The sequence below is a fragment of the Bacteroides xylanisolvens genome, assembly GCF_018289135.1.
Classification (GTDB): Bacteria; Bacteroidota; Bacteroidia; order Bacteroidales; family Bacteroidaceae; genus Bacteroides; species Bacteroides xylanisolvens.
In genome coordinates, this window is the sequence record NZ_CP072216.1 from 1774964 (window position 1) to 1787490 (window position 12527).

The 12527-nt window shown below is 42.1% G+C and carries 10 protein-coding genes; 8 read left to right on the plus strand and 2 right to left on the minus strand.

The genetic code is table 11. The features are described from left to right. Window positions 1-143: 143 nt before the first annotated feature. The 3 genes from aspT (at window position 144) to INE92_RS07535 (ending at window position 4224) form a co-directional block, all read left to right on the plus strand. Window positions 144-1838: an aspartate-alanine antiporter gene (aspT, locus tag INE92_RS07525; protein WP_009039535.1), complete on the plus strand. Its 1695-nt coding sequence runs from the start codon at window positions 144-146 to the stop codon at window positions 1836-1838. Window positions 1839-1860: 22 nt separating this feature from the next. Beyond that, window positions 1861-3504 carry an aspartate 4-decarboxylase gene (gene aspD, locus INE92_RS07530; RefSeq protein WP_195436395.1) on the plus strand — a complete coding sequence of 548 codons (1644 nt, stop codon included), beginning with the start codon at window positions 1861-1863 and terminating at the stop codon, window positions 3502-3504. 171 nt (window positions 3505-3675) lie between these two features. Beyond that, on the plus strand, window positions 3676-4224 hold the full coding sequence (locus INE92_RS07535; RefSeq protein WP_009039533.1) for a hypothetical protein: 549 nt from the start codon (window positions 3676-3678) through the stop codon (window positions 4222-4224). Window positions 4225-4329: 105 nt separating this feature from the next. Here the strand turns inward: INE92_RS07535 and INE92_RS07540 are convergent, their stop codons facing one another. Beyond that, window positions 4330-5346: an SDR family oxidoreductase gene (locus tag INE92_RS07540; protein WP_008022584.1), complete on the minus strand. Its 1017-nt coding sequence runs from the start codon at window positions 5344-5346 to the stop codon at window positions 4330-4332. Between the two features lie 204 nt (window positions 5347-5550). Between INE92_RS07540 and INE92_RS07545 the strand changes: the two genes are divergently transcribed. The 3 genes from INE92_RS07545 (at window position 5551) to INE92_RS07555 (ending at window position 9080) form a co-directional block, all read left to right on the plus strand. Continuing rightward, entirely contained in the window at window positions 5551-6453 is a 903-nt protein-coding gene (locus tag INE92_RS07545) for a helix-turn-helix domain-containing protein (protein ID WP_015531033.1), read from the plus strand. 30 nt (window positions 6454-6483) lie between these two features. Continuing rightward, entirely contained in the window at window positions 6484-7383 is a 900-nt protein-coding gene (locus INE92_RS07550; RefSeq protein ID WP_015531032.1) for a helix-turn-helix domain-containing protein, read from the plus strand. A gap of 422 nt (window positions 7384-7805) precedes the next feature. Next, the gene (locus tag INE92_RS07555) at window positions 7806-9080 is read left to right on the plus strand and encodes a clostripain-related cysteine peptidase (protein WP_151920919.1); all 1275 of its coding nucleotides are present in this window, start codon (window positions 7806-7808) and stop codon (window positions 9078-9080) included. Window positions 9081-9364: 284 nt separating this feature from the next. On the opposite strand, the gene INE92_RS07560 is transcribed toward INE92_RS07555, so the two are convergent. Next, entirely contained in the window at window positions 9365-10534 is a 1170-nt protein-coding gene (locus INE92_RS07560) for an RtcB family protein (RefSeq protein WP_015531030.1), read from the minus strand. Window positions 10535-10740: 206 nt separating this feature from the next. Here INE92_RS07560 and INE92_RS07565 point away from each other — a divergent pair, with 206 nt between their 5' ends. Both INE92_RS07565 and INE92_RS07570 read left to right on the plus strand, forming a co-directional pair. After that, a complete protein-coding gene (locus INE92_RS07565) occupies window positions 10741-11673 on the plus strand; it encodes an SDR family oxidoreductase (RefSeq protein WP_015531029.1) in 933 nt (310 codons plus the stop codon). Between the two features lie 569 nt (window positions 11674-12242). After that, a complete protein-coding gene (locus INE92_RS07570) occupies window positions 12243-12518 on the plus strand; it encodes a LysO family transporter (protein ID WP_004315294.1) in 276 nt (91 codons plus the stop codon). Window positions 12519-12527 lie beyond the last annotated feature (9 nt).

Here is a 12527-nt window from a genome sequence, read left to right on the forward strand (position 1 = left end):
AAAGAACAAAAGTATAACAAAAAAGCGAAATAGAGAAATTTAAAGTTCATCGGATATTTATATATCTATTTATCATAAACACTATAAACTCTTTTCACGCAATAACTGTTGTAAATGACATAACCTAAAACAACAACTTAATTATGGAATGGATTATTAATCAACTAAGGGTACACCCTGAACTTGCTATTTTCCTGACGCTCTTTGCCGGATTCTGGCTGGGCAGACTCAAAATAGGGAAATTCTCATTAGGGACAGTCACCAGTGTTCTGCTGGTCGGCGTGTTGGTCGGGCAACTGAATATCACTGTGGATGGCCCGATGAAAGCTGTGTTCTTTCTGCTTTTCCTGTTTGCCGTCGGCTATAAGGTAGGTCCACAGTTTTTCCGCGGATTGAAAAAGGATGGGCTGCCACAGGTGGGATTCGCTGTACTGATGTGTATTGTCAGCCTGGTGGCACCGTGGATACTCGCCAAAATCATGGGATACCATGTAGGGGAAGCTGCCGGACTTTTGGCAGGCTCACAGACCATATCCGCCGTGATCGGCGTGGCAAGCGATACAATCAACCAATTGGGAATCAGCGATGCACAAAAAGCAACATTCATCAATGCGATTCCGGTAGCTTACGCTGTAACTTATATCTTCGGTACAGCCGGTTCTGCATGGATTCTGGCTTCTCTCGGCCCTAAAATGCTGGGCGGACTGGATAAGGTGAAAGCCGACTGCAAAGAACTGGAGGCTCAAATGGGAACATCGGAAGCTGATGAACCCGGATTTTCCCCGGCTCTTCGTCCGGTGGTATTCCGTGCCTATAAAATCACCAATGAATGGTTCGGCAAAGGAAAGAAAGTCAGTGAACTCGAAACATATTTATGTAAGAATGATAAACGGCTGTTTGTAGAACGGATTCGTCAAAGAGGAGTGGTGAAAGATGTTGATCCGAACCTGATTCTTCGCAAAAATGACGAAGTGGTACTAAGCGGACGCCGTGAGTTTGTAATCGGAGAAGAAGACTGGATCGGTCCGGAAGTGATCGACGCACAATTATTGGATTTTCCGGCGGAAACTCTTCCCGTAATGGTGACTCACCGGACGTTTGCCGGCGAAACGGTAGCCAAAATCCGGGCACAGAAATTTATGCACGGAGTCAGTATCCGTAACATCAAGCGTGCCGGAATCAATGTTCCGGTATTATCCAAAACAGTTGTGGATTCGGGAGATATTCTCGAGCTCACCGGTCTTAAACATGAAGTGGAAGACGCTGCCAAACAAATGGGTTACATTGACCGTCCGACCAATCAGACGGATATGATTTTCGTCGGGCTGGGCATTTTGCTCGGTGGTCTTTTCGGCGCACTGGCTATCCATCTGGGAGGTGTTCCTATCAGTCTTTCTACCAGTGGCGGCGCATTGATTGCCGGACTTCTGTTCGGTTGGTTACGCAGCAAGCATCCTACTTTCGGAGGTATCCCCGAACCCTCTTTATGGGTATTGAATAATGTAGGGCTGAATATGTTTATCGCAGTGGTCGGCATTGCTGCAGGCCCCAGTTTTATAGCCGGATTCAAGGAAGTCGGAGTCAGTCTGTTTATTGTCGGTGCACTGGCAACTGCCATCCCTCTTCTCGCAGGATTGCTGATGGCGAGATACCTGTTCAAATTCCACCCTGCCCTTTCATTGGGATGCACGGCAGGAGCACGTACCACAACAGCGGCACTGGGAGCTATTCAGGATGCAGTGGAAAGTGATACACCCGCATTAGGGTATACAGTGACGTATGCAGTCGGCAATACGCTACTGATTATCTGGGGAGTCGTCATCGTGTTGCTTATGTAAAACTATATAAATAAATATCATTATGGAAAAGAAAACAAATAGCCCTGCCATTACGAAAAGTTATGCCAAGAAAATGGAAACGATCAGCCCGTTCGAGCTGAAAAACAAACTGATCGATATGGCAGACGAAAGCATTAAGAAAATAGCACATACCATGCTGAATGCGGGAAGAGGTAATCCGAACTGGATTGCTACCGAACCACGCGAAGCATTTTTTCTGTTGGGACAATTCGGACTTTGCGAATGTCGCCATGCGTTTTCACTGGAAGAAGGAATAGCAGGTATTCCGCAAAAGGCTGGAATAGCTGCCCGTTTCGAGGCTTTCCTGAAAGAGAATGAAAAAGCTCCGGGGGCTAATCTGCTGAAAGAGGGCTACAATTATATGTTGATGGAGCATGCTGCCGATCCGGATACGCTGATTCACGAATGGGCGGAATCGGTCATCGGCGACCAGTATCCTGTGCCCGACCGTATTTTACATTTTACAGAGTTAATCGTGCAGGATTACTTGGCACAAGAGATGTGTGACCGCCGTCCGCCGAAAGGGACTTTTGACCTTTTCGCCACCGAAGGAGGTACGGCAGCCATGTGTTATCTGTTCGATTCTTTGCAAGAGAATTTCCTGTTGAATCAGGGAGATGCCATTGCTTTGATGATTCCCGTGTTCACTCCTTATATAGAAATCCCGGAATTGCGACGCTATCAGTTTGACGTTACCGAAATTTCCGCCGACCAGATGACTCCTGACGGATTGCACACCTGGCAGTATAAGGATGAAGATATAGACAAGTTGAAAGATCCGCGGATCAAAGCATTATTTATCACCAATCCAAGTAATCCGCCCAGTTACGCACTTAGCAGGGAGACTACCGAACGTATCATCAACATTGTGAAGAATGACAATCCGAACCTGATGATTATTACGGATGATGTGTATGGAACGTTTATCCCTCATTTCCGTTCATTGATGGCAGAATTGCCACACAATACGCTTTGCGTTTATTCGTTCTCCAAATATTTCGGAGCTACGGGATGGAGAACCGCAGTGATTGCTTTACACGAAGACAACATCTACGACAAAATGATTGCCCGCCTGTCGGAGGAGCAGAAATCAATATTGAACAAACGTTATTCCAGTCTTAGCCTGCAACCGGAAAAAATGAAATTTATCGACCGCATGGTGGCTGACAGCCGGCAGATTGCGCTGAATCATACCGCAGGGCTTTCTCTGCCTCAACAAATGCAGATGAGTTTGTTTGCCATCTTCTCGCTTCTGGATAAAGAAGACAGTTATAAAACCAAGATGCAGGAAATTATTCATCGACGCCTGCATGCGTTGTGGGATAACACGGGGTTCACACTGGTAGAGGATCCGCTGCGTGCCGGATATTATTCGGAGATTGATATGCTGGTATGGGCGAAGAAATTCTACGGAGATGACTTCGTTGCTTATCTGCAAAAGACATACAATCCGCTGGATGTGGTTTTCCGTCTGGCAAACGAAACTTCACTCGTGCTGTTGAATGGCGGTGGCTTTGCCGGACCGAAATGGAGTGTGCGTGTGTCACTGGCTAATTTGAATGAGGCCGATTATGTGAAAATCGGACAAAGTATCAAGTGTGTGTTGGAAGAATATGCCCAAACATGGAAAGCATCAAAAGAATGAACTGATTAGACGATTTACGATCGTATGATTGAGGATAGTAACCTCAATCGTACATTGTAAATCGCCTAATCGTAAATAACTGAAAAGATAGTTTTTTTCTAAGAAAACATAACGGAAGCAAATAGTCAGGTTGAAAATCTCTATCTTTGTGGTAAATCAACCTTTACGAAGATGAAAAAACTGATTCTATTTCTTTCGCTGATATTATCGGTCGGTTTTGCATCCGCACAGTCGGAAATTCCTTCCGATAGTATTCGTCATGCTCCATCCACCAATATTAAAGAGTTTGGTGGCTTTCTGCTGGATATGGGGCTAATGAATGTAGCAACTCCCGAACTTCCCAAGTTTAATTTAGAGATGCCTAATATGACGAAAGATTATAATCAGCTCTTTCGTTTAAATACAGATGTTACTTATTCGCAAGGATTCACTGATTCTTTTTCTTCGTCTTCTTTCTCCGGCTTTTCTGGCTTTGGCTACGGATATGGTTGGGGACTGTCTTCTTCTCCACAGTTTATGCAGATGGGGTCTTTCAAACTGAAAAACGGAATGAGAATCAATACCTACGGAGATTATGATAAGGATGGCTGGCGAGTGCCTAACCGCAGCGCTATGCCTTGGGAAAGAAATAATTTCCGGGGAGCATTCGAACTGAAATCAGCAAATGGTAATTTCGGAATACGAATCGAAGTGCAACAAGGACGAAACGCGCCTTATTAAATAAGGTACTTCAATATAAAACCCCGGAAGTCTGAAATAAAACCAAGTAGTCCTATAGATTAGATCAGACAGTCCGGAATTAAATCAAGTAAGTTCGGCACAGAATTAGGAAAGCTCGAAGGCCTTATCTGCCGCACTTATTGCGTTGGCAATACGATCACACCATGAATCAAATTCCGGATCGGGTATTTGTGATTCCGGATGGGAAAGCATATAGTGTACGGCTTGTCGTAATCCGTCTGCCATGGAAGTATTGCATATAAAATCAGGAACCAACCGCTTTATCTTCGAGTTATCAAAGACTACCGTAGCTGCTTTATCTCCTAACAGTTCACCTCTGAAATCATAATGATCGCTATGCTTGGCAAGGAAATCGGAGGCTACGTGTAATGCATTCAGAGGTTTACCCAACGCGTCGGCAATGGTTTGATAAATCTGATTCCAGGTCATGCTTTCATCGGTAGTGATATGAAAAGCGTTCCCAATGGCATGAGGGTTCGCCATCAGTCCTACATAACCTTTGGCAAAATCTTTAGAGTGAGTCAATGTCCACAAAGAAGAACCGTCGCCGGGGATAATAACAGGTTTACCTTCAAGGATTCGTTTTAGGATCTGCCAGTTTCCCTTATCTCCATGTACAGATACGGGAGGTTTTGTTCCGTTGTAGGTATGGCTGGGACGGACGATTGTAACGGGGAAACCGTTTGTGCGATAGGCTGCCATCAGCACTTCTTCCGCTTCTATCTTGTTACGGGAATACTGCCAATAGGGATTGACCAAAGGGGTGCTTTCGGTTATGCGGTAATCGGCCAATGGCTTTTGGTAGGCAGAGGCACTGCTGATAAAGATATATTGCCGCGTTTTATTCTGGAACAGGCGGATATCACGCTTCACGTCTTCTGCCGTATAGCCGATGAACTGTGCAACCACATCGTAATGTTCGGACACGATGGCTTTTGCCACAGCTTCTTCATCATTAATATCCGCAATGATACTGTGAATTCCCTCCGGCATCTTTTTCGAACCACGATTTAGGAGAGTAATCTCCCACCCTTTTTGTTGCGCCAATGCCACTACATCTGTACTGATCGTACCTGTACCTCCAATAAATAATGCTTTCATAAAACCTGTTTTTTATATTCTCCGGAACAAATATATCAATTCCATCATTTACTTCCAGCAATCATTGCCATTTATTTTTCTGCCCGAAAGTTTATGTAGTATACAGATTACTGATTCTTATACCCATATTACTGATTTGCTGAATGAAATTAAAAAGATACCTTCAAATGTTTTATCTTTGTATCAGATTAATAACAGAAGCATATGGATGAAATAACAAAAATTGAAACCGTCGATCAGTATGACCAATTGTTTGGACTGGAAACATTGCACCCTTTGGTGAATGTAATCGACTTCTCAAAAGCCACCAGGTCAGTTGAATATATCCGTATGAATATCGGATTCTACTGCTTGTTCCTGAAGGATGCAAAATGTGGCGACCTCACTTATGGACGTAAGAATTACGATTATCAGGAAGGAACGGTTGTTTGTATGGCACCGGGACAAGTGAGCGGAATAGACAACCGCAACAGGCCTGCTCCCCGCACCAAGTCAATCGGCGTTTTGTTTCATCCCGATTTAATCCGCGGAACTTCATTAGGACAGCATATCAAAAACTATACTTTTTTCTCTTACGAGGTAAATGAAGCATTGCATCTTTCAGACCAGGAAAGAGAAATCGTAACTGATTGCATACATAAAATCAGGATCGAGCTGGAACATCCTATTGACAAACACAGCAAGCAACTCATCGTGCGAAACATCGAACTGCTGCTGGATTACTGTATGCGTTTCTACGAACGGCAGTTTATTACACGTAATCAGGCGAACAAAGATATTATCGTAAAATTCGAGCAATTGCTGGACGAATACTTCCAGAATCAGGTGGCAATAACCGAAGGACTGCCATCCGTGAAATATTTTGCAGACAAGGCATGTCTCTCTCCTAATTATTTCGGAGACCTGATAAAGAAGGAAACAGGAAAAACTGCACAGGAATATATCCAGTGCCGGATTATCGAACTGGCAAAAGAAAGAATACTGGAAAGTGTTCAAACTGTCAGCCAAGTGGCTTATGAACTGGGATTTCAATATCCACAGCACTTCAGCCGATTGTTTAAAAAGCATGTCGGTTGCACCCCGAACGAATATAAACAAAGAAACTAAGCATTTTTTAGCTACAGGAGTCTCAACATCATGGGAGATAAAGTACTCAAAATAGGAACCGTGCATCAATGCAATTGTTGTCTGGGAAGCAAAACACTACATCCGCTGGTGAGTGTCATTGATCTCTCAAAGGCTGATTTGTCGCCTCATACGGACATCAAGTTCGACTTTTATACGATTCTATTGAGTGAGTGTAAATGTGAGGCCTATGTGTATGGTCACCAGTATTATGATTTCTCGGACGGTACTTTGATCTGCCTGGCTCCCGGAGAGTCTATCAGTATGAAAGAAAAGAATAAAAGATTTCCCTCCAAAGGATGGATATTGGCTTTTCATCCCGATCTGATTTGTGGCACTCCGCTCGGACTTAATATAGATAACTATACTTTCTTCTCTTATCAGCCTGAAGAGGCACTGCATATATCATTGCGCGAGAAACAGATCATTCTGGAATTTATGGACAGAATCAACCAAGAACTCGAACGTTGTATTGATCGCCACAGCAAAAAAATAGTTTCCAAATATATAGAGCTATTGCTGGATTACTGTGTACGTTTCTACGAACGCCAATTCATTACACGTAACGAAGTGAATAAAAAGATTATCAAGCAATTTGATAAAATCATAAATAACCATTTCGAAACGAAGCCGGCACCAGCTGTCGATGTGCTTTCAAATGAGTATTGCGCTAACGTGCTTCATTTATCTCCTGAATATTTCAACGACTTGCTGAAGCACGAAACGGGGAAATCTTTTAAAGAATACATCGAGTTCAAACGTTTCGAGATTGCCAAAGACTGGTTGCTGAATACTGATAAAACAGTTAATCAGATAACACAAGAACTGGGTTTCCAGAATCCGCAGTATTTCAGCCGGCTATTCAAGAAAGTTACCGGTTGCTCTCCGAATGACTTCAGAGTACCTAACTAGAAATGAAATCTAAAAGGATTGGAGGACGACAAAGCGACAAAAAAGTCTTAATAAAATTTGAATTGAAATATCCAATTCTTAATCTATGTTATGAAACATACTTTTTTGCTTGGATTATTTGCTAATTTCCCAAGAGTCCGTATCTTTGCAATGTGTTTTTCATAGTATTAGATTTAAGGTTAACAAAGGTTGGAGCAAGGCGTTGCTCCTTTTTTTATGTCCATACGTCAACTCTCCTCTTTAACTTCCTAAGTTACCATTTCCCGAACAGCTGTTCTTTCTTATGAATGACGGTATTGGAATTACGCTATTTTTCAGTAACTTTGCAAAGAGAGATGTATCAATTATGTCCCGGTAAAGCAAATCAAAAAGTTCTCTTTTTACGTTATATATAAAAAGAAAATTTAATCCTTAGTAGAATAATGGAAACAATGCAACAATATTATCGTCTGATGAAATCAATCCTCTTCGTATTATTTCTTTCTTTCGGCATGATTTCGTGTGAGAAAGAAGATCCGGTTTCTACATCTCCCAACACAAGGCAGACGGATAACACTGATCCGACAGATCCTGATCCTACCGACCCGGTGGTTCGTTCGGATAACGAACAAACTGTATTTATGTATCTGCCCTGGTCGACTGACCTGACTTCCTTTTTCTATCAAAATATTGCTGATCTGAAAAGTATTATCGGACAGAACATATTGAAAAACGAACGGGTTCTCGTATTTATGTGCACAACGGCTACAAAAGCCACTCTCTATGAGCTTTCTTACGAAAAAGGCGCAGCTGTGCAGAAGGCTTTAAAAAGCTATAATTATCCGACTCCCAGCTATACAACGGCCGAGGGTATCACTTCTATCCTGAATGATGTACAGACCTACTCTCCCGCCAAACGATATGCAATGATTATCGGATGCCACGGGATGGGATGGATCCCCGTATCAAGAACGCAATCACGCAGTAGCCTGCAAACAGTCAAAAAACATTGGGAATATGGGAATACACCTATGACACGTCTCTTCGGAGGCAGAGAATCCAAGTATCAGACGGATATTACTACACTTGCCGAAGGAATATCGAGCGCAGGATTGAAGATGGAGTATATCCTTTTCGACGACTGCTATATGTCGACAGTAGAGGTTGCTTATGACCTTAAAAACGTAACAAGTCACCTGATAGCATCCACTAGTGAAATTATGGCTTATGGCATGCCATACGACAAGATTGGCCAGTACTTAATCGGAAACATAGATTATGAAAAGATTTGTGATGGTTTCTATTCTTTTTATTCAAATTATGTCACTCCCTGCGGAACAATCAGTGTCACAGATTGCTCGGAAATAGATAATCTGGCGGCCATTATGAAAGAAATAAATCAACGTTATACGTTTAACGAAGAATTAATTTCTTCTTTGCAGAGTTTAGACGGATATAAACCTTCCATATTCTTTGATTGTGGTGATTATGTTGCAAAGCTATGCTCCGATCCTGATTTATTGGAGCAATTCAACGAACAACTGAAACGCACAGTTCCATATAAAAGGAATACGGAGTATTATTTTACAGCAATATCCTCCTATTATGGAGAACGAAAAAAAATCAATACTTTCTCCGGTATCACTATTTCTGATCCAAGCACTAGTGCAGCTGCTTTGAAAAAGAACGAAACAGCGTGGTATGTTGCCACTCATTAAGGCTACTAAAAGAAATAGTACGATAATGGAGGCTTTACTCTTGTCTGTGATCAGTCAAATCTCTTAATAAAAATAGATTCGAGAATACAAATTCTTAATCAATGTTATAAAACATACTTTTTTTCTTGGATTATTTGCTAGTTTCGCAATAGTCCGTATCTTTGCAATGTGTTTTTCATAGTATTAGATTTAAGGTTAACAAAGGTTGGAGCAAGGCGTTGCTCCTTTTTTTATACCTATACTCCAAATTGCCTTTGCTTTCCTCTTCTTGGTACATCTGTCAATCACCCTTTAATAACTGCCATTGGAGCAAGTTCCACCAACGGCTTCACCAAATCCCGCTCATTCGCTATCACTTGCGCAATATCTTTATAAGCTCCCGGCGCTTCATCCAGTTCATCCTGCGAACGGAGTCCGTGAATGATTCCTTGCTGGTTCATTCGCTCTTTCTCTTCATCCAGTGACAAACGGCGACAGGCATCCTTTCGTCCCATCAATCGGCCGGCACCATGCGAACAGCTTTTGAAGCTCTCCGGATTACCCAGTCCTTCAACGATATAGGATTTAGTACCCATAGATCCGGGGATAATACCAATCTCACCTTCATAGGCACGCGTAGCTCCTTTTCGGTGCACAATCACATCCTGATCGAAATGGTTCTCCCAGGCTGCATAGTTGTGGGCAATATTAATCATAGGCTCAAAGTCCGTTTCAGGTTTCACAGCCTGGATGGCTTCACAAATACGGGTCATCATCAACTGACGGTTAGCAAAGGCAAAGGCCACACAGTAGTTCATTTCACGGAAATAATCCTTTGCCATCTGCGTCTCCATTGGCAGGTAAGCCAGTCCCGATACCATTTCAGAATACCATTTCTCATTCCAATATTGCGCAATCTTATTATAGTGATTGGCAACCTTCAAACCAATGTTACGGCTTCCGGAGTGAATCATCACCCACACATCAGACGTTTCGGTATCTTTCTGAATCTCAATAAAGTGGTTTCCTCCTCCCAAGGTTCCTATCTGCTTCAAACAAGCCTCGTACTGATTCTTCAATATAGGCATCTCCTCAAGGTCGAATCCTTGTGGAAGTAACTCCTGATCTTGCTTTTTAGTATGATGATCGAATCCCAAGGGAATGGCCGCACGAATCTTCGACATGATGGAAGTCAAATCCGTATAACTAAAATCATCCGCTTTTCGATTGGTCTTAATCGCACACATTCCACAACCGATATCCACTCCCACAGCATTGGGAACAATCACACCCTTCGTAGCCAACACACCGCCAATTGGCATTCCTTTTCCCGCATGGGCATCAGGCATGATGGCGATATGTTTAAACGCAAAAGGAAGTGAAGTTAAATCCATAATCTGCGACATACAAGAGTCTTCTACTTCATTCAACCAAAGCTTAGCGGGCAAACGTGTTCCCATAATTACTTTTTCCATACTTCTTTTCTTTTATCCATTCATATAAATCTCGTTATCGGGAGCAAAGTAAGATGGGAAGTACGAAATCTATTTGCGCAATGGATATTATTTTCTATTTTTGTAGAAATATGTGCAAAAAAGTCGTGTCTCCGCAATGATTGTATCATCAAAAAGTCCGGATATGGCGCCTTGATATCTATAACACTATATATAAATAGAACCTAATGAAGAAGATATTGATTATCGGCGCCAATGGATTCACCGGACGCCAAATATTGAATGATTTGTCTGTTCATGCACAATATAAGGTAACGGGGTGCTCTCTGCATCCGGATATTTCTCCGAATGATGTAGGGAAATATCGTTTCATTGAAACAGATATACGGAATGAAGCGGACATTAAGTGTCTTTTTGAGGAGGTTCAGCCTGATGTGGTCATTAATTGTTCCGCCCTGTCCGTGCCGGATTATTGCGAGACGCATCATGAAGAGGCTTATCTTACCAATGTGACCGCAGTGAGCCAACTGGCTGTTTTTTGCGAAGAATATAAAAGCCGGTTCATTCATCTATCGACGGACTTTGTTTTCGATGGAAAGATGTTTGTTTTCGATGAAAAGATAAATGAAGATGCCGGACCGTTGTACACAGAAGAAGACATCCCCGCTCCCGTCAACTATTACGGATATACCAAGTGGAAAGGAGAAGAGAAAGTGGCAGAAACTTGCAGCAGTTATGCTATTGTCCGTGTAGCAATCGTTTATGGCAGAGCGCTGCCGGGACAACACGGTAATATCGTCCAGTTGGTAATGAACCGTTTGAAAGCCGGACAAGAAATCCGTGTCGTATCCGATCAATGGCGGACACCGACTTATGTTGGAGACGTATCGGATGGTGTACAGCGTTTGATAGCACATCCAACGAACGGTATCTTTCACATTTGTGGCGTTGAGTGCATGAGCATTGCGGAGATTGCTTATCAGGTAGCAGATTATATGGGACTGGATCACTCTCTTATCCATCCTGTCACGACAGAGGAAATGAATGAAACCACTCCCCGTCCCCGTTTTAGTGGAATGAGTATCGATAAAGCACGAACAATGCTTGGATACGAGCCACAGAAGCTTAAAGAAGCTCTTGCGAACTGGGAACATTTATAAGGAAGAGGACAGATTATCAATTATTCAAGGATTATCCATCATTTTACGTAAGCAGAAAACTACAAGAGGAATTCTGTGGTTTCTATTTATATAATAAGAGAGTCCCCAAATGATGAACAGTGGCTATTTACACAAAATACGGGATAGTGCCCAAATTGAAGACAGTGGTAGAATTGGAAACAATACTACTTTTTACAACAATCTATTTCATTCCGAATAATTCTTTCGCTTCATTTATTGCATATTTATTTTGAAAATATGCAATAAGTTATTATCTTTGCACCAAAATCAAAAAAGACCAATGATGAATCAAACATTACAACTACATAACGCTAATCTTTTTCTTGCAGGAATACCGACTTTCTGTAAGTCTTGCTGCGTGCATGTACATTGGTTCAGTGGATTCATCTAAATTACCCTATTATTTCTTAACAGGAACTATCTGCTGACTTGTTTCACTATTCACAGCAGTATTCCTTTCCGATTTTCAAGCAGATGTATCATCTTCTTTGAAAATTCTCTTGTGCGTTGTCAATAATCAGTTTAACCTAACCAAAAATATATACATTATGTTCTCTATTATATCTACTATGTTTTTAGGAATCGGCATCGGTTATGTATTGCGTAACTGGAGTATCTTGCAAAAGACAGAAAAGACAATTTCTCTTACAATATTCTTGTTGCTCTTCATTCTCGGTGTGTCTATCGGTTCTAATAGCCTGATTGTAAACAATCTCGGTAAATTCGGATGGCAGGCAATTGTTCTTGCCGTGTCCGGTGTATTGGGAAGCCTGATCGCTGCCCGTTTGGTACTGCAATTGTTTTTTAGAAAAGGAGGCGAATAATAAAAAAAG

What these genes read in the sequence shown, in the direction of transcription:
- aspT (WP_009039535.1), top strand. Translation starts at nt 144, where the DNA reads ATGGAATGGATTATTAATCAACTAAGGGTACACCCTGAACTTGCTATT.
- aspD (WP_195436395.1), top strand. Translation starts at nt 1,861, where the DNA reads ATGGAAAAGAAAACAAATAGCCCTGCCATTACGAAAAGTTATGCCAAG.
- INE92_RS07535 (WP_009039533.1), top strand. Translation starts at nt 3,676, where the DNA reads ATGAAAAAACTGATTCTATTTCTTTCGCTGATATTATCGGTCGGTTTT.
- INE92_RS07540 (WP_008022584.1), bottom strand. Translation starts at nt 5,346, where the DNA reads ATGAAAGCATTATTTATTGGAGGTACAGGTACGATCAGTACAGATGTA.
- INE92_RS07545 (WP_015531033.1), top strand. Translation starts at nt 5,551, where the DNA reads ATGGATGAAATAACAAAAATTGAAACCGTCGATCAGTATGACCAATTG.
- INE92_RS07550 (WP_015531032.1), top strand. Translation starts at nt 6,484, where the DNA reads ATGGGAGATAAAGTACTCAAAATAGGAACCGTGCATCAATGCAATTGT.
- INE92_RS07555 (WP_151920919.1), top strand. Translation starts at nt 7,806, where the DNA reads ATGGAAACAATGCAACAATATTATCGTCTGATGAAATCAATCCTCTTC.
- INE92_RS07560 (WP_015531030.1), bottom strand. Translation starts at nt 10,534, where the DNA reads ATGGAAAAAGTAATTATGGGAACACGTTTGCCCGCTAAGCTTTGGTTG.
- INE92_RS07565 (WP_015531029.1), top strand. Translation starts at nt 10,741, where the DNA reads ATGAAGAAGATATTGATTATCGGCGCCAATGGATTCACCGGACGCCAA.
- INE92_RS07570 (WP_004315294.1), top strand. Translation starts at nt 12,243, where the DNA reads ATGTTCTCTATTATATCTACTATGTTTTTAGGAATCGGCATCGGTTAT.